Annotated in this window: 16 protein-coding genes and 2 tRNA genes; 10 read left to right on the top strand and 8 right to left on the bottom strand. The window is 61.6% G+C overall.

Annotation, left to right across the window (positions count from 1 at the left end; all coding sequences use genetic code 11):
* Positions 1–48 precede the first annotated feature (48 nt).
* Positions 49–124, top strand: a tRNA-Val gene (locus tag BMY73_RS21395).
* A gap of 19 nt (positions 125–143) precedes the next feature.
* Positions 144–220: transfer RNA gene (locus BMY73_RS21390), tRNA-Asp, on the top strand.
* Between the two features lie 496 nt (positions 221–716).
* Here the strand turns inward: BMY73_RS21390 and nirD are convergent.
* Positions 717–1094 carry a nitrite reductase small subunit NirD gene (nirD, locus tag BMY73_RS21385; RefSeq protein WP_092409550.1) on the bottom strand — a complete coding sequence of 126 codons (378 nt, stop codon included), beginning with the start codon at positions 1092–1094 and terminating at the stop codon, positions 717–719.
* A complete protein-coding gene (nirB, locus tag BMY73_RS21380) occupies positions 1091–3649 on the bottom strand; it encodes a nitrite reductase large subunit NirB (protein ID WP_092409548.1) in 2559 nt (852 codons plus the stop codon). The genes nirD and nirB overlap by 4 nt, the downstream gene beginning before the upstream one ends.
* 685 nt (positions 3650–4334) lie before the next feature.
* Here nirB and BMY73_RS21375 point away from each other — a divergent pair.
* Positions 4335–8111: a bifunctional nitrate reductase/sulfite reductase flavoprotein subunit alpha gene (locus BMY73_RS21375; RefSeq protein ID WP_092409546.1), complete on the top strand. Its 3777-nt coding sequence runs from the start codon at positions 4335–4337 to the stop codon at positions 8109–8111.
* A 47-nt stretch (positions 8112–8158) separates the two neighbouring features.
* Here BMY73_RS21375 and BMY73_RS21370 read toward each other — a convergent pair whose 3' ends face one another.
* Positions 8159–9085 carry a 2-hydroxyacid dehydrogenase gene (locus BMY73_RS21370; protein ID WP_092409544.1) on the bottom strand — a complete coding sequence of 309 codons (927 nt, stop codon included), beginning with the start codon at positions 9083–9085 and terminating at the stop codon, positions 8159–8161.
* A 106-nt stretch (positions 9086–9191) separates the two neighbouring features.
* Positions 9192–10271 (bottom strand): tartrate dehydrogenase, encoded by a 1080-nt coding sequence (locus tag BMY73_RS21365; RefSeq protein ID WP_092409542.1) that lies wholly within the window; start codon positions 10269–10271, stop codon positions 9192–9194.
* 109 nt (positions 10272–10380) lie between these two features.
* On the opposite strand from BMY73_RS21365, the gene BMY73_RS21360 reads away from it, so the two are divergent.
* The 3 genes from BMY73_RS21360 (at position 10381) to BMY73_RS21350 (ending at position 14325) form a co-directional block, all read left to right on the top strand.
* Positions 10381–11292, top strand: coding sequence for a LysR substrate-binding domain-containing protein (locus tag BMY73_RS21360; protein ID WP_092409540.1), 912 nt, complete (start codon positions 10381–10383; stop codon positions 11290–11292).
* Positions 11293–11511: 219 nt separating this feature from the next.
* Positions 11512–12561, top strand: coding sequence for an ABC transporter substrate-binding protein (locus tag BMY73_RS21355; protein WP_062390407.1), 1050 nt, complete (start codon positions 11512–11514; stop codon positions 12559–12561).
* A gap of 15 nt (positions 12562–12576) precedes the next feature.
* Positions 12577–14325, top strand: a complete 1749-nt coding sequence (locus tag BMY73_RS21350; RefSeq protein ID WP_092409538.1) for a GMC family oxidoreductase — start codon at positions 12577–12579, stop codon at positions 14323–14325.
* Between the two features lie 74 nt (positions 14326–14399).
* Here the strand turns inward: BMY73_RS21350 and BMY73_RS21345 are convergent, their stop codons facing one another.
* Entirely contained in the window at positions 14400–15827 is a 1428-nt protein-coding gene (locus BMY73_RS21345; protein ID WP_092409562.1) for an aldehyde dehydrogenase family protein, read from the bottom strand.
* Between the two features lie 149 nt (positions 15828–15976).
* Here BMY73_RS21345 and BMY73_RS21340 point away from each other — a divergent pair, with 149 nt between their 5' ends.
* The 4 genes from BMY73_RS21340 to BMY73_RS21325 all read left to right on the top strand — a co-directional run bounded on the left by BMY73_RS21340 (position 15977) and on the right by BMY73_RS21325 (position 19852).
* A complete protein-coding gene (locus BMY73_RS21340; RefSeq protein WP_062390403.1) occupies positions 15977–16924 on the top strand; it encodes a LysR family transcriptional regulator in 948 nt (315 codons plus the stop codon).
* Positions 16925–17066: 142 nt separating this feature from the next.
* Positions 17067–17771: an HAD-IA family hydrolase gene (locus tag BMY73_RS21335; protein ID WP_092409536.1), complete on the top strand. Its 705-nt coding sequence runs from the start codon at positions 17067–17069 to the stop codon at positions 17769–17771.
* A gap of 71 nt (positions 17772–17842) precedes the next feature.
* Entirely contained in the window at positions 17843–19126 is a 1284-nt protein-coding gene (locus BMY73_RS21330) for an NAD(P)/FAD-dependent oxidoreductase (protein ID WP_175500226.1), read from the top strand.
* A 15-nt stretch (positions 19127–19141) separates the two neighbouring features.
* Positions 19142–19852 (top strand): cupin domain-containing protein, encoded by a 711-nt coding sequence (locus tag BMY73_RS21325; protein ID WP_092409534.1) that lies wholly within the window; start codon positions 19142–19144, stop codon positions 19850–19852.
* A 344-nt stretch (positions 19853–20196) separates the two neighbouring features.
* On the opposite strand, the gene BMY73_RS21320 is transcribed toward BMY73_RS21325, so the two are convergent.
* The 3 genes from BMY73_RS21320 to gabT form a co-directional block, all read right to left on the bottom strand.
* Complete coding sequence (locus BMY73_RS21320; protein ID WP_062390390.1) at positions 20197–20688, bottom strand: Lrp/AsnC family transcriptional regulator; 492 nt, start codon at positions 20686–20688, stop codon at positions 20197–20199.
* Positions 20689–20726: 38 nt separating this feature from the next.
* Positions 20727–21413, bottom strand: a complete 687-nt coding sequence (locus BMY73_RS21315) for an HAD family hydrolase (protein ID WP_092409532.1) — start codon at positions 21411–21413, stop codon at positions 20727–20729.
* A gap of 89 nt (positions 21414–21502) precedes the next feature.
* Positions 21503–22792: a 4-aminobutyrate--2-oxoglutarate transaminase gene (gene gabT / locus BMY73_RS21310; RefSeq protein WP_092409530.1), complete on the bottom strand. Its 1290-nt coding sequence runs from the start codon at positions 22790–22792 to the stop codon at positions 21503–21505.
* Between the last annotated feature and the right edge of the window lie 222 nt (positions 22793–23014).

Below are 23014 nucleotides of genomic sequence, written 5' to 3'. Positions count from 1 at the left end.
TGCCAGAGGTGGGATCGCTCCGTAGAATGCGCGCCACACCGAAACGAAGGGTGATTAGCTCAGCTGGGAGAGCGTCTGCCTTACAAGCAGAATGTCGGCGGTTCGATCCCGTCATCACCCACCATTCGCTTCAAGTGTTACGCGCAGCGGTAGTTCAGTCGGTTAGAATACCGGCCTGTCACGCCGGGGGTCGCGGGTTCGAGTCCCGTCCGCTGCGCCATATTGAGTTACGAGGCCCTTGAACTCCTCGTAACGACAAAAAGAGCGACCTTAGGGTCGCTTTTTTTGTGCCTGCGATTTGATGCATGGGCGACGCAATCTGCTGTTGATTCTGGCCATAGGCCGTAGCGTGGCTTGTCCCGCGATCGGTTGCGCAGCAGCCGTGAAATCTGACTGCTTGTTTTTCACCTGACACACCGCATTCAACCGTCCTGCTGCCGCTTCGCGCCAGATCGCGGGACAAGCCACGCTCCTACCGTTCTCCGTCGTGCCGTGCGCAGATGTTGCGTCATACCGCGAACATTGCAGAGGCGCGCTTGCTCTGGGCTGTATCCAGACGAAAGCGTCGTGTCCTGCGCCATTGATGTGGCTGGCGGATTCGGGTTCGCCGAGAAGATGGAGCGCCAACTCGGCGGCCTCTACAGATCCGGGGGGGGGCGACTAAGTGAATACATGTGCTTCCGATCCCGGTTCAGCCGAAAAAAACTCTCCGCGCTTCAACCCACATCAATCTCCACCACATCCCCCGCCAACCGCGCGGGCCAGGTGCGCAACTTCAAGGTCGGATCCTCAAGACAGGTCCCGTCTTCCAGCCGGTAATGCTGCTTGTACAGCGGAGACGCAATCACCAGATCGCCTCCCAGGCTGCCGACCAGTCCACGGCCGATCACATTCACCCCCGAGACCGGGTCGCGGTTTTCCACCGCGAACAGTTGAGGCGTGCCGCTGATCGACGCCACGTAGAACAGGGCCACCTGAGACGTGCCGACCAGTGCGACGACGCCGGAGTTGAGGACCAGGTCCTGACGGTCGCACACGGCGCGCCAGGCGTGGGTTTGAGGCGTGTCCATCATGAGTGCGTTGGCTGGGCTCATCGTGCGATCTCCGCGACAGGGATAAGGTTGAGTTCATGGTCCCGCGCCGGGCGGCGCTGGCTGCGTTCCTTGACGAAATGAATGTCCGGGTCGGCGCGCTTGTCGTTGACGAAGGTGCGGAAGCGCTTGAGCTTTTCCGGGCTTTTCAGCGCGTTGGCCCATTCGCATTCATAGCGGTCCACCACCCGTTGCATCTGCTCCTCCAGCTCAGTGGTCAGCCCAAGGCTGTCGTCGATGACCACGGCTTTCAGGTAATCCAGGCCGCCTTCTAGAGATTCGCGCCAGACCGACGTACGTTGCAGCTTGTCGGCGGTGCGGATGTAGAACATCAGCACGCGGTCGATGTAACGGATCAGCGTTTCGTCATCCAGGTCGGTGGCGAACAGCTCGGCGTGACGTGGGCGCATGCCGCCGTTGCCGCAGACGTACAGGTTCCAGCCGTTCTCCGTGGCGATGACGCCAATGTCCTTGCTCTGCGCTTCGGCGCATTCGCGTGTGCAACCGGACACCGAGAATTTCAGCTTGTGCGGCGAACGCAGCCCCTTGTATCGGTCTTCGATGGTCAACGCCATCTGCACGCTGTCCTGCACGCCATACCGGCACCAGGTGCTGCCGACGCAGGATTTCACCGTTCGCGTCGACTTGCCGTACGCATGCCCGGTCTCGAAACCCGCGGCGATCAGCTCGGCCCAGATGTCCGGCAACTCATGCAATTGTGCGCCGAACAGGTCGATGCGCTGGCCGCCCGTGATCTTGGTGTACAAGTCGTATTTCTTCGCCACCGCGCCGATGGCGATCAGGCCGTCGGGGGTGATTTCACCGGCCGGAATGCGCGGCACCACCGAATAGGTGCCGTTTTTCTGCATGTTCGCCATGAAGGTGTCGTTGGTGTCCTGCAAGGGCACCAGCGATGGGTCCATGATCGGCTTGTTCCAGCATGAAGCAAGAATGGAGCCGACGGTCGGTTTGCAGATGTCACAACCAACATGCCCCTTGCCGTGACGGGCGAGCATCTCCTCGAAACTCTCGATATTTTCGATGCGCGCAAAGGCGTACAGCTCCTGACGCGTAAAGGCAAAGTGCTCGCACAGACTCTTGTCGACGGCGACACCGCGCGCAGTCAGCTCGTGTTCGAAGACGCTTTTCAGCAGGGACGAGCAGCCACCGCAACCGGTCGCCGCCTTGGTGCAGGCCTTGATTCCGGCGAGGTCGGTACAGCCGCTGTCGATGGCCGAGCAGATCGCGCCTTTGCTGACGTTGTGACAGGAGCAGACGGTCGCGGTCGCAGGCAAGGCGTCGGCGCCCAGTGTCGGCGCGCCTTCGCTGTGGGGCAGGATCAGACTCGACGGATCGGCCGGGAGCTTGATGCCGTTCTGCGCGTATTGCAGCAGCGTGTCGTAATAACTGTTGTCACCGACCAGCACCGCGCCCAGTACTTGCTTACCGTCGGCGGACACCACCAGACGCCGATAGGTGGCAGTGGCCTCATCAATGAAGCGATAACTGCGCGCGCCGGTCAGTGCGCCATGGGCATCGCCGATAGAGCCGACGTCGACGCCCAGCAGCTTGAGTTTGGTCGACATGTCCGCGCCGAAGAACGGCTCGGCTTCCTGATCACACAGTTGCGCCGCAACGTTGCGCGCCATTTGATAACCCGGGGCGACGAGGCCGAAGACGCTGCCGTTCCAGGCCGCGCACTCGCCGATGGCAAAGATGTCGGCGTCGCTGGTGCGGCAGTGTTCGTCAATGGCGATCCCGCCGCGCGGACCCAGCGCCAGCTCGCACTGGCGGGCGAGGGCGTCCTGGGGTCGAATCCCGGCCGAGAACACGATCAGGTCGGTTTCAAGGCATTCGTCGCCCGCGAAGTTCATGCGGTAGCGGTATTCCTCCCCGGCGCTGATCGACTGAGTAGCGCGAGAGAGGTGTACGCCGACGCCCAGTGCCTCGATTCGCGCCTTGAGGGCCGCGCCTCCGAAATCGTCCAGCTGCACGGGCATCAGACGCGGCGCGAACTCCACCACGTGCGCTTCGAGGCCTAGGGACTTCAACGCATTGGCCGCTTCAAGGCCTAGCAGTCCGCCACCGACCACGACGCCGCGTCTGGCCTGACGGGCGGCGGCGCGAATGGTGTCCAGATCGTCCAGCGTGCGGTAGACCAGCCGCGAATGGCCTTCGGCGCCCTCGATGGGGGGCACGAACGGATAAGACCCGGTCGCCAGCACCAGTTTGTCGTAGGCGTAGCAACCTTTGGACGTGATGACTTCGCGACGGCTGCGGTCGATTTCCAGCACCGGTACGCCCAGGTGCAGCGTCAGACCGGCGTGTTCATATAAAGAAGCGTCGCTGAGGGCCAGCGACTCGGCATCGCGACCGCCGAAGTATTCGGACAGGTGGACGCGATCATAGGCGCGCTGACCTTCTTCGCCGAACACATGGATGCGATAGCGGTCCAGGGCACCGGCGGCGATCAGTTGCTCGACGCAGTGGTGACCGACCATCCCGTTGCCAACGACGATCAGTGTTTGCACATCGTGAAGTGGGGTTGTGGTGTTCATAGCGAGTCCCGGCCAAGGCCAATCAGGTTTTTTGAAAGCAAAAAAAAGGCGCCCGGAACCTTTCGGTTCCAGGCGCCTTTGCCTGTTCTTTTGAGGGTTGCCACTCGACCACAGTGTCGGCACAACCTGAAGAGCCCATCGCCGGATGGCGCGGACGATCATCGTTGACCGACCAGGGCTGCCCACCGCGCATTCGGGTTGGGCTTGAAAGGAATGAAGCAATGGGTGTGCCAGTTGCGGACGCAGCGCGATCAGTGTAGGAGCGTGGCTTGTCCCGCGATCGGCGGGGAACCCGTCGTAAAGCCTGTGGACGCGGTCAGCCCAATACACGCTATTCATCAGATTGACTGCCGCTTCGCGGCAGATCGCGGGACAAGCCACGCTCCTACACGGGATAGCGCATGGCACGCAAACGGTGCGGTTTCGTCCGGTTTGCCCCATTGCGAGGCCGAAATGTATGCGCCTTGATCGGCTTGCTTTTCAGCCAAAACACTTTCGCACACACCACCGCCAGCCAGTCGCGTCGCCTACAGGCATCCTCCCATCAGGCTGGCCTGTCCTTTGCAATCATCCCGCTATAGGCAGTCAACGCCGATTGCCCTCTTCACGACAAAGGCGCCGTGTGCTCCCCGTTTATCGACGGAGGAGAACAGGGCGTCTTTTTTTTGGGTTCGGGAAACGGGTTATGGCGAGCAACAGCGTACGAAGCGTGTGTCCTTATTGTGGTGTCGGTTGCGGCATCGTCATGCAGGTCGACAATAACCGTGTGATCAAGGTCAGCGGAGACAAGGCGCATCCGACCAATTCCGGTCGACTGTGTACCAAAGGCACCACCTGTGGCCAGGCGATCGCCGACTCCGGTCGCATGACGTCCGCTTACCTGCGGCATCAGCGTGCTCAGGACCCGGTGCGCAGCGATATGGACACGGCGATCACGGAAACCGCCAGCCGCCTGCGCCGCATTCTTGACCGTGACGGACCGGACGCGCTGGCGTTTTATGTCTCCGGCCAGATGTCCCTTGAGGCGCAGTACCTGGCCAACAAACTCGCCAAAGGGTTCGTGCGCACCCACCACATCGAATCCAACTCCCGGCTGTGCATGGCGAGCGCTGGCAGCGGTTATAAGTTGTCGCTGGGTTCGGACGGCCCACCGGGTTCCTATGACGATTTCGACAAGGCCGACCTGTTCTTTGTGATCGGCGCCAATATGGCCGACTGTCACCCGATCCTCTTCCTTCGGATGATGGATCGGGTCAATGCGGGCGCGAAACTGATCGTCGTTGACCCTCGGCGCAACGCGACAGCGGACAAAGCCAGTCTGTTCCTGCCCATCGAACCCGGCACCGACCTGGCGTTGCTCAATGGGCTGCTTTATCTGTTGCTGGAAAATGGCGATGTCGACACCGACTTCATCGACGCCTTCACCCAAGGCTGGGACGCCATGCCCGGTTTCCTGGCCGATTACACGCCAGTCCGTGTCGCACAGATAACCGGTCTGTCGGAGCCCGACATTCGGCTGGCCGCCCGGATGATCGGTCAGGCGCCCGAGTGGATGAGTTGCTGGACCATGGGGCTAAACCAGAGCACCCATGGCACCTGGAACACCAACGCGCTGTGTAACCTGCATCTGGCCACGGGCGCGATCTGCCGCCCCGGCAGCGGTCCTTTTTCGCTCACCGGACAACCCAACGCCATGGGCGGCCGGGAAATGGGTTACATGGGCCCCGGCCTTCCCGGTCAACGTTCGGTAGGGGTCGAGGCGGACCGCGACTTTATAGAAGACTTATGGTCGATCCCGCGTGGCAGTCTGAGTCAGAGGCTCGGCGGCGGCACCGTCGACCTGTTCGAACGGATGCGCGACGGCCACATCAAGGCGTGCTGGATCATGTGCACCAACCCCGTGGCCAGCGTCGCCAATCGCTCGACGGTGATCGACGCGCTGCAGACCGCCGAGCTGGTGATCACTCAGGACGCGTTTCTCGACACCGAAACCAATCGCTACGCCGATATTCTCCTGCCTGGCGCGCTGTGGGCGGAAGCCGAAGGGGTGATGATCAACTCCGAGCGCAACCTGACCCTGACGCAAAAAGCCGTCGACGCCCCGGGCGAGTCCTTGCCTGACTGGCAGATCATCGCCCGCGTGGCCTGCGAAATGGGCTTTGCCGAGGGTTTCAGCTACGCCTCGGCCGAGGACGTGTTCGAAGAAATCAAACAGGCCTGGAACCCGAAAACCGGCTACGACATTCGCGGTGCCAGCTACGCGCGTCTGCGTGACCAATCGCTGCAATGGCCTTGCGGGCCTGACGACACCGGCACGCGCCATCCGATTCGCTATCTCGACAAAAGCGGGAATCCGTCGCAACCTCCGACCCTCATTTTCGCGACGGAGCACGGCAAGGCGGTCTTTCTGCCGCGTCCGCACATGCCGCCGGCCGAGATGCCAAACGACACGTTTCCGATGGTGCTCAATACCGGCCGGCTGCAGCACCAATGGCACACGCTGACCAAGACCGGAAAAATCCCGACCCTGAACACGCTGAATCCCGGTCCCTTTGTCGAGATCCATCCCGCCGACGCGGCGAGGTTGGGCATTCGCGACAAGGACGCGGTGGAAATCCGTTCGGCGCGCGGCCACGCAGTCCTGCCCGCCGTGGTGACCGATCGGGTAAGACCGGGCAATTGCTTTGCGCCATTTCACTGGAACGATGTTTACGGTGAACAGTTGGCGATCAACGCCGTCACCAGCGATGCCGTCGACCCGATTTCACAGCAGCCCGAATTCAAGTTCTGCGCGGTGGCGCTGCGCAAGGTTGAGCTGATCGGGCATCGTTTTCTCGATGCGTCACACGACGATCCGGAAACGCTGGATGTCGGCGAAGGTCAGCCGCTGCTCACCTTGCTCTGGGCCTCGCAAACCGGTAATGCGCAGACGCTCGCCAAACGCTTCGGCGCGCACCTGCGCACGGCGGGTATCCCGGTGCAGGTGGCGGCGATGGACCGTTTTCCGGTGTCGCGCCTGAGCGATGCGAACACGGTCGCGCTGATCAGCAGCACCTTTGGGGATGGCGATTCGCCCGACAACGGTCAGAGGTTCTGGCAATCGTTGAGCGCGTCTGAGGAACGGCTGGAGTCGCTGCGTTATGCGGTGCTGGCGCTGGGGGATCCGAGTTACGACCGCTTCTGCCAGCACGGCAAGAATCTCGATCAGCGACTGCTGTCGTTGGGGGCATCGCCATTGATGCCCAGGGTCGATTGTGACAGCGATTTTCAGGGCCGCGCCGATGGCTGGTTCAGGGCGCTGCAACAGGCGCTGGACATTCCTCCCATCGAACTCGCCCCTGAAACGTCGAGCCATCAGCCATCGCGTGCGCGCCCACATCACGCCAGGCTGTCGATCAACCGACGCCTGAACGGCGAGGGCGCGAGCAAGGACACACGCCAGGTTGCGCTGACCCTGGACGACTCGGGTCTGGCCTACGAGGCGGGCGATGCGCTGGGCGTATGGCCGCGCAATTGTCCGGCGCTGATCGATGAGTTGCTCGCGTTGACGGGCCTGCAAGGCGACCAGCCCGTCAGTGTCGGCACGCTGGGTGAGATGCCGTTGTCACAGGCACTGACCTCGCAGTTCGAGATCGCGCGGCCCAGTACAGAGGTGCTGGGTTTCATTGCCGAACGCAGTGGCAGCAGCGAGCTTGAAACCTTGCTGACCGAGCCGTTCAACAGCGAGCTGAAAGACTGGTTATGGGGGAGGCAACTGGCGGACGTGCTTCGGGAGTTTCCGCTGAGCTGTTCAGCGCAGGAGTTGCTGGATCACCTCAAGCCGCTTCAGCCTCGGTTGTACTCCATCGCGTCCAGTTCGAAGGCGTACCCCGATGAAGTTCATCTCACGGTGTCCGCCGTGCGGTATGGCAAGCGCAAAGGCGTGTCTTCGACCTTTCTCGCCGACCGTGCGAGTGACGGCCAGGTGCCGATTTTCCTGCAACCGACCCGGCACTTTCGCGTACCGGACGAGGGTGATGTGCCGATGATCATGATTGGCCCTGGCACCGGCGTGGCACCGTTCAGGGCGTTCTTGCAGGAGCGACAACTGCGTGCTGATCGTGGGCGTAACTGGTTGTTCTTCGGTGAGCAGCATGCCGCCACGGATTTCTACTATCGCGAAGAACTCGAAGGCATGCAGAAGGACGGTTTGCTCACGCATCTGAGTCTGGCGTTTTCTCGCGATCAGGCCGAGAAGATTTACGTCCAGCATCGTATTCGCGAACAGGGCGCTGAACTGTGGCGGTGGTTGCAGGAAGGCGCGCGCATTTACGTGTGCGGGGATGCGACGCACATGGCCAGGGACGTCGATCAGGCACTGCGCGAGGTCATTGCTGCCCACGGCCGGTTGAGCGCCGAGCGCGCCGATGAACACCTGCGGGAGCTGGCCGGGGAAAACCGTTATGTGCGGGACGTCTATTAAAAGCAGTCAACCGGCGACCGGACGAGGAGGGCGGGCCGGTTGGCTGCTCAGTAGCCTTGATGCCGGGCAACCACGCCATTCATCGCTTCCCCTCGCTGATGGCGACGAAGGTTGTCGAGCAACACCTCGAATGCAGTGTCGGGAGAGGTATTTGCCCCAATGTGGGGTGTCAGCCAGATGTCGGGATGGTTCCAGAACGGATGATCGGGCGAGGGCGGTTCGTCCTCCAGCACGTCGACGACGGCCTCGCTCAATTGCCCGTTGTCCAGGGCTTCCAGCAGGTCGCGCTCGATCAGATGCCCGCCCCGTCCCAGATTGATCAACTGTGCGCCTTTGGGCATCGCCGCGAAGGTTCGCGCGTTCAATAGGCCACGGGTATCGTCCGTCAGCGGGAGCAGACAGATCAGAATGTCGCACTGGGCGAGAAAGGGCGTCAGTTGCTCATCGCCGGCGAAGCATTGCACGCCGTCGACCTGTTTGTGCGACCGTGCCCACCCGCGCAGTTCAAAGCCAAACGGGCGCAGGGCTTGCGTCACCGCCACGCCGAGATTGCCCAGGCCCATGACCCCGACACGCCGTCGTCTGGCGGGCGTGAGTGCATGCTCTTTCCAGACCCCGGCCTGTTGCTGCCGCAGATACAGGGGAATCTGCCGATGCAGGCTCAGCACGGCAAAACAGGCGTACTCGACGATGCCCTGGGCGATGCCGGGATCGAGCATCCGGACCACCTGGATGTGCGCTGGCAGCGCAACCAGGTCGAACTGATCGACCCCGGCCGAGGTGGCGAAGATCACTTCGAGGTTGGGGAAGCGCGCGGGCAAGTCGTGCGGAGGCTGCCAGGCGGCGAAATAACGCACGTGCGACGGGTCCCCCACGTCCGGCCACAGACGTACGTCGATGTCCGGCGCATGCTGTTCGAACAATGATTTCCAGACGCTGCCACGTGAGTCGTCAACTTTGAACAGCAGGGCCATGGGGGACTCGCACTCGTAGGAAAAGTGTTCATACGATGCCAGAGCCCGGCGCAACAATCTCCTGAATCTTGGGGAGGAGACGGGAGATTGCGCGCTGATACCGGGATCAGACAGCAGCGGCGATAGCCTTGCCCAAGGCTTCGGTGTTGCCGGTACCGCCGATGTCCGCTGTCAGAGGCGCGGCCTTTGGTCCCATGGCCAACACGGTTTCGATGGCGGTCAGCACGGCAGCGCCTGCTTCTGGATGGCCCAGGTGTTCGAGCATCATCGCGCCGCACCAGATCTGTCCGATCGGGTTGGCGATGCCTTTGCCGGCAATGTCAGGCGCCGACCCGTGTACCGGCTCGAACAGGCTCGGGAAATTGCGCTCCGGGTTGATGTTGGCTGAAGGCGCGATGCCGATCGTACCGGTGCAGGCCGGGCCCAGGTCAGACAGGATGTCGCCGAACAGGTTGCTCGCCACCACCACATCGAACCAGTCAGGGTGCAGGACGAAGTTCGCGGTGAGGATATCGATGTGGTACTTGTCGACCTTCACTTCCGGGTACTTTTTGCCCATTTCGGCAACGCGTTCATCCCAGTACGGCATGGTGATCGCGATGCCGTTGGACTTGGTCGCCGACGTCAGGTGTTTCTTCGGACGGCTCTGCGCGAGGTCGTAGGCGAACTTCAGGATACGGTCGACGCCCACGCGGGTCATGACCGTTTCCTGCAGCACGATCTCCCTGTCAGTCCCCGGGAACATCTTGCCGCCCACGCTGGAGTATTCGCCTTCGGTGTTTTCGCGTACCACCCAGAAGTCGATATCGCCGGGCTTGCGATTGGCCAGCGGTGCCTTGACGCCGGGCATCAAGCGGCAGGGGCGCAGGTTGACGTATTGATCGAATTCGCGGCGGAACTGCAGCAACGAGTCCCACAGCGAAATGTGGTCAGGCACCACGTCCGGCCAGCCGACAGCGCCGAAGTAGATGGCGTCGTATCCCTTGAGGATGTCGAACCAGTCATCCGGCATCATCTTGCCGTGGGCCAGGTAGTAATCGGCGCTGGCGAAGTCGAACCAGTCCCATTGCAGGTCCAGGTTGTGCCTGGCCGCCACGGCGTCCAGTACGCGGACGCCCTCGGGCATGACTTCCTTGCCGATGCCGTCGCCGGGGATCACTGCGATTTTGTACCGGGCTTTGCTCATGGGATTCGACTCCTGGGATTGTTGAGGATTGCTTCGCAGTGTATGGAGTGTTTCTGGATTAATAATTAGTCTTGGTCGAAAGCCATTCTTAGTTTCAAGGAAAGAATCCGTGAGCATGATCGATGACTTGAGTTTCTTTCAGCAGGTGGCCACCCGGGGCAGCCTCACGGAAGTGGCGCGTCACCTGGGGCTGTCGTTGCCGGCGGTCAGCAAGCGGCTGAGCCAACTGGAGGCGCGCCTGGGCGTGCAGTTGCTTCAACGCACGACACGACGTCTGTCGCTGACGCCGGAAGGGACGTTGTACCTGGAGGGCGGCCGTCCGATCCTGCGTCAACTGGAGGAGCTCGAAAGTGCGCTCGACAGCCGTCAACCCCTCCTGAAGGGCCGGTTACGGATCAACGGGACGCTGGGTTTCGGGCGGCAACATCTGGCGCCCGTGGTGTCCAGCTTCGCCCGTCTGCATCCGGAGCTTGAGATTTCCCTTGAGCTCACGAGCCAGCCGCTGAGCGTACTGGATGACCAGTTCGACATCGGCGTGTGCATGGGGGAACCGCCTGACTCCCGGTTGATCGGCCTCCGGCTACTGGAAAATCCGCGCATTCTCTGCGCCTCTCCGCAATACCTTGAAGCTATGCCTGCATTGACCCGAGTGGCCGATCTGGCGCAGCACAATTGCATCGTTCTGCGGCAGTTCGGCAGCGACTATGCCATCTGGCGGTTCGGCAAGGACGGCGAGGATTATTCCCACAAGGTCAGTGGGACGCTGTCGAGCAATGATGGAGAAGTCGCTCTAAGCCTGGCGCTGGATGGCCATGGGCTGATCCTGCGTTCACGCTGGAACGTCCAGCAGTATCTCGAAAATGGGCGCCTGCAGGCCGTATTGACCGATTATCAAGCGTCCTCGGCCGATATTTTTGCGGTTTACCAGCACCGTCGGCACATTCCCCAACGCATCTCGGTATTTGCCCGATACCTGGCGCAGGAGCTGGCCAGACGCTTGCCGTTCGCGGCGATCCAGTGAGTGATGGGCCGCTGCTCGCAGGAGCGCGTTTTTGCATGACACCAGGTTATGGTCGACCTGACTATTCGTGCATTGCCCCCTGACGTCCTGCTCTTGTAACGTCGAAATGTCCCGCTCGGTCGAATAATAAAATCAAACCTGAGCAAAGCACCGCGGTGCAGGGTGTTCAGTCGAGGTTTTTAACGCTGCCGAATTAATCTACGTCCAGGATGATTTGCCATGAAAACCTTGTCTGTCGCTGCAGCTTTCGGTTCCGTCATATCCCTGTTGAGTCTGGCCGTCGCGTGCGCAACGCCGGCCGTTGCCGATGAAATCACCTTTGTCTCCCAAGGGGGTTCCTACCAGGAAGCCCAGACCAAGGCCATTCTGGACCCCGCTGCAAAAAACCTGAAAATGACCATCAAGCAGGACAGCGCTCCGGATGCCTGGCCGATGGTCAAGGCGCAGGGCGAGGCGAACAAGCCGGTCTGGGACGTGATCGATACGCCGCCTTCCAATTGCGTGCGCGGGGGTAACGAAGGGCTGATCGAGCCACTCGACCTGAGCAAGATGCCCAACGTACAGGCCATGCCCGCGGCGTACCGCACACCGTACTCGGTGGCGTATGAGTTTTATTCGTCGGTGATCGGGTACAACAAGAAGTCGCTGAAAAAAATTCCGCAGACCTGGGCCGACTTCTGGGACGTGAAGAACTTCCCCGGCACCCGTGCCTTGCGCAACGATCCGATGAGCACGCTGGAAGCGGCGTTGCTGTCCGATGGTGTGCCCCGCGACAAGCTGTATCCGCTGGATGTCGACCGCGCCTACAAACGCCTGGAGCAGATCAAACCCAACATTGCGGTGTGGTGGACATCGGGTGGCCAGTCGGCCCAATTGCTCGCCGATGGCGAGGTGGACATGTTGATGATCTGGAACGGCCGCGCCAGCGCCGTGCAGAAGAGCAACCCGGACGTGGCGTTCACCTACAACGACGGTCTTCTCCAGAATACTCAGCTGTGCATCCTGAAAAACGCGCCCAACTACGCGGCGGCCGTGAAGTTCGTCAACGAAGCGCTTTCGCCTGATTTGCAAGCCAATCTGCCGCTCTACATCGATTACGGTCCGGGTAACCCTGCTGCGTTCGGCACGGGGAAAATCACCGCTGAGCGCGCCAAAGAGTTGCCCAGCTCGCCGGATAACGCCGCCAAGCAAGCATTGATGTCGGAAGCGTGGTGGGCCTCGGCGGCTGGCATTGCGGCCAAGGATCGCTGGCTGAAGTTCGTTCAGTAACGCCCGGGTGCCGAGATGATCGATTACCTGATTCTGGGAGGGGGATCGGCGGGCTGCGTGCTCGCCGCCCGGCTCTCGGAGGACCCCGACAAACAGGTGTACCTGATCGAGGCCGGACGTGATATTTCCGCGAAGACGATGCCGCCCGCGATTCGCAGTCGGTACCCCGGCCGTGCGTATCTGGACGTCAGCAACATCTGGCAGCGCCTCACTGCGCGGATGGGCCATCGCGCCCCTACGACGAGGCGGTATGAGCAGGCTCGCATTCTCGGGGGAGGGTCGGCGATCAATGCGCTGATGACCAACCGTGGCGCGCCCGCCGACTATGACGAGTGGCAGGCGTTGGGGGCCGAAGGGTGGCAGTGGGAAAACTGCCTGCCGTACTTCCGCAAGCTGGAAACCGATACCGACTTCAGTGATCCGCAGGACGCGGCGTTGCATGGCCATGACGGCCCGATGAGGATTCGACGCACGTCTGCCGAGCGACTGTCGCCCTTTGTCAAAGGCGTGATGAAGGTTCTGGGCACAAAAGGGCTGGCGCACAAACCCGATCAGAACGGGCCGTGGGAAGAAGGCGTGTTCGTCGGGGCGGTGGGTGTCAGTGAGCACGGTGAGCGTATCCCGACCTCGGTGTGTTACCTTACCGATGACGTGCGACGACGAAGCAATCTGACCATCGTGACCCATTGTGTGGTGGATCGTGTCTTGATCAACAACGGTGTGGCGATCGGGGCCCGGGTCGTCAGAGAGAACGGCGACGTCGAATCGCTGATGGCCCGGGAAGTGATTGTGTCTGCCGGCGCCATTCACAGTCCGGCGGTGTTGATGCGCAGCGGAATCGGTCCTGCGCAGGATCTGGTTTCGCTGGGCATCACGCCGGTGGTCGATCGCCCTGGCGTCGGCGCCAACCTGATGGAGCATCCGTCGATCGCGGTGTCCGCATGGCTGACTCGCAAGGGCCGGACGGCGTTTCCCGAGGAGCATCACGAGCAGGCTGTGGTGCGGTTTTCATCGGGGCTGCCCGGCACCGTTCCCTGCGACATGCACGGTGCGATTCTGTCTCGTTCGGGCTGGCATTCTGTCGGGTATCGCCTGGGCACGATCTTTTTCTGGGTCAACAAGTCGTACTCCAGAGGTCGCCTGCGATTGGCGTCTGCCGACCCTCTGGATGAGCCAGAGGTGAGCTTCAACATGCTGTCCGATGAGCGTGATCTCCAGCGCCTCAAACAGGCGTTGCGATTTGGCGCCCAGACGTTGTCGGCAGATGCGTTGGCGGGTGAACGGAGCGTGGTGTTCCCTTCCAGTTATTCGCCACGGGTGGCCAGGGTCGCTATGCCTGGTGCGTTCAACGGGTTGCAGCGTGGGGTATTGAGCCTGTTACTGGACATCGCCGGGCCGTTGCGCGGGTGGCTGGTTCATCGTCTGGTGACGCAAGGGGTGACCGTCAGCAAACTCCTGGCCGACGACACCGCATTGACCGAATTCGTGCAGCGCAATGTCGGTGGCACCTGGCACCCATCGGGCACCTGCCGCATGGGCCGCGCCGATGATCCGCTGGCCGTGACCACGGGGGATGGTCGGGTGATCGGTGTCGCTCAGTTGTGCGTGTGCGATGCATCGCTGATGCCTTCCATCCCCTGCGCCAACACCAACGTCCCGACCATCATGATGGCCGAGCGGATGGCGGACCTGATCAAGGGCGGGGCTGTTGATTCCGCCAAAGGGTTTGGCGCCGGATTGCGCGTGACATCGCCCGGCTGTTGATTCTGGCCGGCGGCCTCAAGAGGGCACCCACTGTTCAGGTCGGTGAGTGCCCAGGGTGACTCAGTCGGGGTGTCTCAAGCGCCCCAACCGACGACGCCCTTGGTTTCCAGAAAGGCTTCCAGTCCCCACTCTGCGTATTCACGGCCGTTGCCCGACTGCTTGTAACCGCCAAACGGTGCGCTGGCGTCCCAGTTCGGGTAGTTGATGTAGACGCTGCCCGCGCGCATTTGCAGCGCCACTTTTCGCGCGCGTTCCAGGTCTGCCGACTGCACGTAGGCGGCCAGACCGAAGACGCTGTCGTTGGCCATGCTCACGGCGTGGGCCAGGTCGTCGTAGGGCTGAATCGCCAGCACGGGGCCAAAGATTTCTTCCCGCGAAATGGTCATGTCCGCAGTGACGTTGGCGAAGATCGTCGGCTGGACGTAATAGCCTTTTGGCAAATGCGCCGGCCGGCCCAAACCGCCGCAGACCAGTTGTGCGCCTTCTTCGATGCCGCTGCCGATCATTTTTTGAATGGCGTTGAACTGCCGTTCGCTGATGACCGGGCCCATGCGGGTGGAAGCATCTTCCGGTGCGCCGAGGGTGTGCGCCAGCGCTGCGCGGCGAGCGATCTCGACGGCCTGATCATGCAAGGCCGCCGGCACCAGCATGCGGGTAGGGGCATTGCAGGATTGACCACTGTTGCCAAAGCAGCTGTTCACGCCGGACGTCACGGCGGCCACCAGATCCACGTCGTCGAGCAGGATGTTTGCGGACTTGCCGCCCAGCTCCTGATGCACGCGCTTGACGGTAGGCGCTGCCAGTCTTGCGATCTCGATACCGGCCCGAGTCGATCCTGTGAACGACACCATGTCCACCTGAGGATGGGCCGAGAGGGCGGCGCCGACGAGTGGGCCGTCGCCATTGATCAGGTTGAACACCCCCGGCGGAACGCCAGCGTCGTGCATCACTTCGGCAAACAGTAGCGCGTTGATCGGTGCGATCTCACTGGGCTTGAGCACCATGGTGCAGCCGGCCGCCAGGGCAGGGGCGACCTTGCAGACGATCTGATTGATCGGCCAGTTCCAGGGCGTGATCAACGCGACGACGCCCACCGGCTCCTGACGGATCAACGTCGTGCCACGGGCTTTCTGGAATTCGAAGGTTTCCACGGTTCGCAGCAACTGTTCCAGATGGCGCTTGCCGATGCCTGCCTGCCAATCATGGGCAAGGGCCTTCGGCGCGCCGACCTCTTGAAGGATGGCGTCGGCGATCTCGTCGTATCGGTCCATGAACGCGGCAAGAATACCCTGCAGCAACTGTTTGCGCTGAGCCGGTGACGTCTCTGCGAATGAGGGAAATGCGCGACGGGCCGCGGTCACGGCAGCCTCCACGTCGTCCAGATTGCCCATGGCGATTTCGCCCAGCGTTTGCTCGGTGGCAGGATTAATCACCGGCAGACGGGCATCGCCGCAGGGGTCTACCCAGCGACCATCGATATAAAACTTCAAGGCGTTTCGCATCATCGGAGCAGTCTCGTGGGGAGTATGAGGAGGGGACGCACAACGGCGGGCCGATGGCCGGAAAGCTGCGGGCGGTCGCTCGCAAGAATAGCCGCGGTTTTTTTCAGCCGACAATTTACTAATAGTTGTGGGAGGCATAAGCTCAGGTCATGTCTACTTTACGTCGAAAGCTCCCCAGTTCCAGTTCACTGTTCGTTTTTGAAGCCGCCGCGCGTTGTGGCAGCTTCACCCGGGCGGCAGATGAACTGTGCGTCAGCCAGCCGGCGGTCAGTCGCATGTTGTCGCGCCTGGAAGAGCATCTGGGCATCAGGCTTTTCGAGCGGGTTCGCGGGGGGGCGCGGCTGACCGAGAGCGGCAGCATCTTGTACCGTCGGGTGCAGGAAGGGTTCAGCACCATCGAGTCGGCCATCAGTGAAATCGAAGCGAGAGCGACAGGTATCGAAACCGTTACGCTGTCGGTTTCGACCGCGTTCACCACCCACTGGCTGATGCCGCGCATGAGCCGGTTCAGTCAGCGATTTCCCACGGTCGACATGCGCTATCAATTGATGTCCGGCAGGATCGGCGGTCCGCTGGTGGATGTCGATCTGGGCATGCGTTATCTCGAAGCAGGAACCCTGAAACCCACGGAAAGCCTGGTCATTCCCGAAATCACGCTGCCTGTTTGCAACCCCCAATACCTGGCCGATGTGTTGCACGGAAAGGGTAAGAAACAGGCGCCGACATTGATCAGCATGGACAACCAGGACCGTGAATGGGCGTCCGCTTTTGAAACGGCGGGACGCACGGTCAACACCTTGATGTTCTCCGATTACGCGGTGGTGGTTCAGGCTGCGCTGCTGGGCCAGGGGATGGCGCTGGGATGGCTGAACGTGATCTCGAACTCACTGTGCAAAGGCGAACTGGTGCCCGCGATCGAGGCGTGTCGGGTCACCGCGCGTCGCTGCTGTCTGGTGGTGCCGGCCAATCGTCCGGTGCGACCGATCGTGGAAAATGTGCGTGACTGGATCATCGAAGAAATGCGCGCGGACGTGCTGGAAATCGACGCGCTTTACCCTCATCTCGGGCTGGCATCGACCCTGGAATCGTACCGTTGAGCACAGCTGCCGCACCCCGTGTAGAAAAACAGTAGGTTATGCCTCCAGGGCAAGGCAAAACAGAATATTGCGCGAGAACGCGGGCAGATAATGGGGCCGTCCAGTCCATTTCATCCTCACGACTTTTCTTGCGGAGCGCCCTATGTCTTTCAAGCAGTTCAAAGCCCTGACGTTTGACGTCGTCGGTACCCTGATCGATTTCGAGGCCGGCATCCTCGCCCATGTGCGCGAAGTCGCGGGTGACGCGGGCAAAGCCTGCAGCGATGACGACATCCTCAAAGCCTACCGTGAGGCGCGCGCCTCGACCGATTCCGGCTGGTGGCCCGATGACCTGGAGCGGTGCTACCACGTCATCGCTTCCAAGCTCGGCCTGCCGGATAACGATGACTACGCCAAGGGCCTGGCCCAGTCGGTGAAAAACTTCCCGGCATTTCCTGACTCGGTCGAAGCGCTCAAGCGCCTGCGCAAACACTTCAAGCTGGTGGCGACCACCAACTCGCAGATTTGGGCGCTGAATTACATGGCCGAAACGCTGGATCAGCCGTTCGATGTCCGCGTGACCGTCGACGATGTACGATTCGAAAAACCTGACCCACAGTTTTTTGCCTACACCCGTGGTGTCCTGGCCACCCAAGGCATCCTGTTCGAAAACATCCTGCACGTTGCGCAGAGCCAGTACCACGACATCGGCGTCGCCATGCGTCTCGGTTACCAGACCTGCTGGATCGAGCGTCGTTTCGCTCAGAAAGGCACGGGCGGCACGCTGGAATCCGAGCGTACCGAACCGCATTACCACTTCACTTCGCTGGCGCAACTGGCCGACGCAGTCGAGAAAGAACTGGGTTGATCCCCTCGGTGCTCCGGGCTTGCTCACTGCCGGCCCTGGAGCGCCAGTCCTCATTTAGCCGAGACGCTGGCATGACTGTTCAGAGTTTATGGGCGGCCACCGCCCAACCTGCACCTGCACTGCAATCGCTTGAAGGCGAGCGTCAGTGCGACGTGGTGATCATCGGCGCCGGTTACACCGGTCTCTCGGCGGCACGTCACATCGCTGAAAGCGGCCGCGAGCCACTGATCGTCGAAGCCAATACCCTGGCGTGGGGCGCAAGCGGGCGAAACGGCGGCGTGGTTTCACCCAAGTTTCGGGTCGGATTCTCCACCCTCATGTCGCGCTTTGGCCGCGACACGGCCTTACAGATGTACCGCACCGGCTACGCGGCGGTGGACAGTCTGGTCGAAACGGTGGAAACCCTCGGCCTGACGGCGGCGAACCTGCAGATGGGCGGTCACATCGCCGCCGCGCACAACGTCCATGCGCTTGGCGGCCTGGAGTCGACGGCTCAATGGATCAAGCGCGAAACCGGCGGCGAGTCGTCGGTGATGATTTCTGCCGATCAGGTCCGCGAGCTGACCGGCGCCACCCTCTTTGCCGGCGGCCTGCTGACGCCTCGGGCGGGGGGAATTCATCCCCTCAATTACGCTCGCGGGATCGCGCAGCACCTGGTCGACCGAGGCGTCAAACTGTTCATCAACAGCCCGGCACAGCAGGTCCGTCGCGAAGGCGACCGGGTGATCGTGCAGACGCCACAGGGACGCATCAGCGCCAGGCAGGTGATCTACGCCACCAATGGTTACTCGGATCAGACCCGTGTGACCGACACCCTGCACCGTCGACTGATCCCGTTCCGCAGCGCGATCATCGCCACCGAGTCCCTGCCGCCTCAGGTCCTTGCCACGATCATGCCCGGCGGTCAGGTCTGCGGCGACACCAAACGCATGCTGCGCTGGTTCAGGGTCATCGGGGACCGTCTGATCTTCGGAGGACGTGGTGCGTTTGGCAAAGGCGATTCACAGAGTGCTTTTGATGATCTGCAACGCAGTATGGGGGTGGTCTTTCCGGCCCTGCGTGATCAGAAAATCGCATATCGCTGGTCAGGTCTGGTCGCAATGACCCTGGACTACCTGCCGCATGCCGGTCAGCTGGACGATCGCAGTTTCTACGCCATCGGTTACAACGGTGGCGGGGTGGCGATGTCGACGTGGATGGGCAAGCAACTGTCCGCGATGACGGCGGGCGAGAAGGTCGACCTCGGTCTGCTGGCGGGCGACCGTTTCAATCCGATTCCCTTGCATGCCTTTCGTGCCCCCGGTGTTCGCCTGGCGGCGGGATGGCAGCAGTTCCTTGATGTCATCGGACGATGAGAGAGCGTTAAACGTATGTCACCGATTTTGCATTACTCCCTGCCTCGGGCTGACCGGCAGCTGCCGTGCGCGGCGTTCGCACTGCGAGGCGATCCGCTGGCCGCAGGGCGTGTGATCCACTTCCACGATTCGTTACAGGGGTATGCCGTCGGCAGCAGTGTGAGCGTGGGCGCCAACCTGGTGATCGAAGATTTTCCCTGGGTCGAACTGGGTGTGGTCGAAGCGGGCGAGCTGCGGTTGCAGGGCGACGGCTTCGACCTGCAGCTTAGCGCCGGCGATTGCTTCGTGGTGCCGCGTGGCGTTCATGTCCGCTGGCACCACCGTGGGCAGTTACAACGTGTGTTTATGGCCTTCCCGGGCCTCGAAGCCTGCTCGAACATGCCCAAAATGCCCGTCCGGCTTGATCTGTCCCGATCGCTGTCCGAAACCAGCCCGCCGCCAGCCAGCGTCCTGCTCACCCCGACGCCAAAGGCCTGGAGCGAAACGCTGTTCAGCGTCGCCAACCTGCGTATCGGCCTGTGGCAATGCGAGCCCTATGCGCGCAAGCAGGTCGAACCGTCTTACACGGAGTTGATGTTCATCCTGGAAGGAGCAGTAACCCTGAGCGCCGAGCAGGGCTCGCGTCACGTGGTAAGTGCGGGGGAAACCGTGGTCGTGCCCCGAGGCGCGACCAACGCCTGGACCAGCGAGGAAACCGTGCGCAAGGTGTTCTGCATTCTCGGGTGATTGCAGGTGCGTGTGCCTGGCCTGATACGAACACGTCGAATGGTTTGACTGGCGCGAAGCAGCAACAAAATCAGGCGACCCGGTTGTGTCAGGCACTCCGCATGCACCGGTTTTGCTGCCGGTTCCCGGCAGATCGCGGGACAAGCCACGCTCCTACGCTTCCGGCAGAAGCGGATCGGCGTGAAGTCGGAGGCTGCGGGCTGAGGGTGGCACTCAGAAGTAGAGGCAGAGGCTTTTGATTCTGGCCGGAGGCCGTAGGAGCGTGGCTTGTCCCGCGATCTGCCGGGAACCGGCAGCAAGGTCAGGCGACTCGGCAGTACCTGACACTCCGCTCGCATCAACCGTTAAACCGCCCTGACCAGACTCCTCAAAGGCACGGTGCTTTTGACCACGGGCGATTTGATCACGATGTAGCTGAAGTATTTTTCGATGCCGATGTTCTTGTCCAGGATCGACTCCATCAGCTCCTGATAATGCTGGATGCTGCTGCACAGGAATCGCACCAGGTAGTCATACCCGCCGCTGATCAGATGGCACTCCAACACCTCATCGATGTTACGGATGCTCGACTCGAACTTCACGAAGTCGGCGCGTTTGTGATCTGACAGGGTCATCTCCGTGAAGACCGTCACTGAGTTGGCAAACTTGGCCAGATTGACGTGCGCTTCGTAGCCACTGATATAGCCTGCGGCTTCGAGACGTTTAACCCGCTGCAGGCAGGGGCTGGGCGACAGGCCGACGGCTTCCGCGAGACTGACGTTGGTCATGCGACCGTCTTTCTGCAACTGCACCAGAATGTTGATATCGATACGATCGAGCTTGGTTCCAGCGTCCATTGATCAGTCCTCGCAATGTCAAATCCGGGCCGTCGCGCTCAGGCGTGCAATGCCTTTTGATGGGCATGTGCAAGGTCAGCGAGGCTGGCGTATTCACAGCGCTTGCCGTCCATCGCCTGAGGCGAATGGTTCCACGGCGGGTTATGGCCGCGGCGTAGGGTGCACACCGGAAAATCCACCCGATCGGTCCACGGGTCATCGGTTTCCGTACTGCGCACCGGTAACAATTCCGATCGCTCCAGGCCCAGGCGATGCAGCTCGCTTTCAAGGCTGCGGTGCCAGTCATCGTCGCAGGGTTCGATGATCGCATCGAACTCGACCGGCAGACGACGGCCCAGCGCTGTCACATCAATCCCGTAGGGTGGGGCTATCAGTATCAAACGGTAGAACTTGCTCAGGTACTGAAGGGCACCTGGAGCGTCTTCGAAAATAGGCCACTGGGCGGAAGAGCTACTGAATGCCACACTTTCATCCCAGCCCGGGATGATTTGCAATTGTTGCGCCACCCGTTGGTAAAGCTGGCCGTGAAAAGCGGTCGCGCTCACCTGGGTGGCCCGTGCGCCGAGCTCTTCTGCCGCCTGTCGATAAGCGCTGAGCAACTGCGCATCGCTGGTGACGGATGGACTGTGCACTGCCAACGGTCGCAGGCCTTCGAGAATGCCCCGTTCACGATCAACCAGGGTGGCGAATGACAGGCCCAAAGCCTTGTACTGCGTAACTCTCATGATCTGCTCCAGAGTGAGGCTTTTCGCGCATCCATTTATCTTCAAGCCCAAGGCCCGACACTGCGCTCACAGGTCGGGCCGACACTTCGTCAGCAGGCTGCGGCCAATGCCTTGTCCAGCATCTGCAATGCTTCGGCCACTTGTTCAGGCGTCGTCACCAACGGTGCGAGGAAGCGCACGACGTTGCGATGCACGCCACACTTGATCACCAGCAGGCCTGCGTTGCGGGCTTCGTCGATAACCTTTTGCGCCAACGCTGCGTCCGGGGTCTGACGAACATCGTCGGCAACCATTTCGATGGCCTGCATGAAGCCCAGACCGCGAACATCGCCGATTCGTGGGTAGCGCTTTTGCAGAGCCTGCAAACCTTCGCTGAGTTGCGCCGCCAGTTTCTCGCCTTGCGCCAGCAGATCCTGCTCTTCGAACAGGTCGAGCACGGCCAGTGCCGCAGCACAGGCTACTGCGTTGCCGCCATAGGTCCCGCCCAGACCGCCGGGCGTTGGAGCGTCCATGATCTCTGCGCGGCCGACCACGCCGGACAAGGGCATGCCGCCGGCCAGGCTCTTGGCCACGGTGACCAGGTCAGGCTGGATGCCGGCATGCTGGAAGCCGAACATCGTGCCGGTGCGCCCGAATCCGGCCTGGATTTCATCGAGGATCAGGACAATGCCGTGTTGGGTGCAGCGTGCGCGCAAGGCTTGCAGGAATGCCTTGGGAGCGGCCAGGAAACCGCCGTCGCCCTGGACCGGCTCGATGATGATCGCGGCCACGCGGTCCGGCGCGACGTCCGTGGCGAACAGTTCATCGAGCTCGGCCAGCGCGTCTTCGGTGCTGATACCGCGATAGGCATTCGGGTAGGTGGCGTGGTAGATCTCGGCAGGGAAGGGGCCGAAGTTCTGTTTGTAGGGCTGGCTCATGCCGGTCAGCGTCACGCCCAGCAAGGTACGACCGTGGAAGCCGCCGCGGAAGGAAATCACAGCGGTCCGGTTGGTGTGACCACGGGCAATCTTGACGGCATTTTCTACGGCTTCGGCGCCCGAGGTGAACAACACGGTTTTGTAGTGGGCGTCGCCGCCGATCATCTTGTTCAGCCGGGCCGCGACTTCGATGTAGTTTTCATAGGCAACCACCTGAAAGCTGGCGTGAGAGATCTCGCCGACCTGACGCCGCACGGCCTCGACGACCTTTGGGTGGTTATGGCCAACGTTGAGCACGCCGATACCGCCGACGAAATCCAGATAGCGCTTGCCGTCGACGTCCCACAACTCGGCGCCCTGAGCCTTTGCGGCGACGATCGGGTGCGCGGTAGCGATGCCGCGAGGTACGTGTTGCTCACGCAGGGCCAGCAGGCGCTGGTTTTCAGTCAATGCAGAATTCATCTCGATCTCCGTGGACGCCGAAGTTGGCGGTTGATGTGATCAGGATAAGGATTGGCCGGAACCACAAGCGCTGAACTTGGGGTGGGCAGCGCTGTGATCGGCTGTTTTGAGGGGGCGTCACGAAATATTTCGCTGCGGTGGTCTTTTGCCGGGATGGTGGAGACAGATGGATGACCGTGCCCACGCCGGGCGTGGGCGCGATCAGTAGGACACGGCCGCTTG

The sequence above is a fragment of the Pseudomonas sp. NFACC02 genome (genome assembly GCF_900110765.1).
In the GTDB taxonomy this organism is placed as follows: Bacteria; Pseudomonadota; Gammaproteobacteria; order Pseudomonadales; family Pseudomonadaceae; genus Aquipseudomonas.
The sequence above is the reverse complement of the archived record's forward strand: the minus strand, read 5'-3'. Positions and strand labels throughout refer to the sequence as shown.

Bases quoted from the DNA above. Each gene is read 5' to 3' on its own strand.
- BMY73_RS21365 (WP_092409542.1), bottom strand. From the start codon at position 10,271: ATGAGCAAAGCCCGGTACAAAATCGCAGTGATCCCCGGCGACGGCATC.
- BMY73_RS21320 (WP_062390390.1), bottom strand. From the start codon at position 20,688: ATGGACGCTGGAACCAAGCTCGATCGTATCGATATCAACATTCTGGTG.
- nirD (WP_092409550.1), bottom strand. From the start codon at position 1,094: ATGAGCCCAGCCAACGCACTCATGATGGACACGCCTCAAACCCACGCC.
- BMY73_RS21355 (WP_062390407.1), top strand. From the start codon at position 11,512: ATGAAAACCTTGTCTGTCGCTGCAGCTTTCGGTTCCGTCATATCCCTG.
- BMY73_RS21370 (WP_092409544.1), bottom strand. From the start codon at position 9,085: ATGGCCCTGCTGTTCAAAGTTGACGACTCACGTGGCAGCGTCTGGAAA.
- nirB (WP_092409548.1), bottom strand. From the start codon at position 3,649: ATGAACACCACAACCCCACTTCACGATGTGCAAACACTGATCGTCGTT.
- gabT (WP_092409530.1), bottom strand. From the start codon at position 22,792: ATGAATTCTGCATTGACTGAAAACCAGCGCCTGCTGGCCCTGCGTGAG.
- BMY73_RS21335 (WP_092409536.1), top strand. From the start codon at position 17,067: ATGTCTTTCAAGCAGTTCAAAGCCCTGACGTTTGACGTCGTCGGTACC.
- BMY73_RS21345 (WP_092409562.1), bottom strand. From the start codon at position 15,827: ATGCGAAACGCCTTGAAGTTTTATATCGATGGTCGCTGGGTAGACCCC.
- BMY73_RS21340 (WP_062390403.1), top strand. From the start codon at position 15,977: ATGTCTACTTTACGTCGAAAGCTCCCCAGTTCCAGTTCACTGTTCGTT.
- BMY73_RS21330 (WP_175500226.1), top strand. From the start codon at position 17,843: ATGACTGTTCAGAGTTTATGGGCGGCCACCGCCCAACCTGCACCTGCA.
- BMY73_RS21325 (WP_092409534.1), top strand. From the start codon at position 19,142: ATGTCACCGATTTTGCATTACTCCCTGCCTCGGGCTGACCGGCAGCTG.
- BMY73_RS21350 (WP_092409538.1), top strand. From the start codon at position 12,577: ATGATCGATTACCTGATTCTGGGAGGGGGATCGGCGGGCTGCGTGCTC.
- BMY73_RS21375 (WP_092409546.1), top strand. From the start codon at position 4,335: ATGGCGAGCAACAGCGTACGAAGCGTGTGTCCTTATTGTGGTGTCGGT.
- BMY73_RS21315 (WP_092409532.1), bottom strand. From the start codon at position 21,413: ATGAGAGTTACGCAGTACAAGGCTTTGGGCCTGTCATTCGCCACCCTG.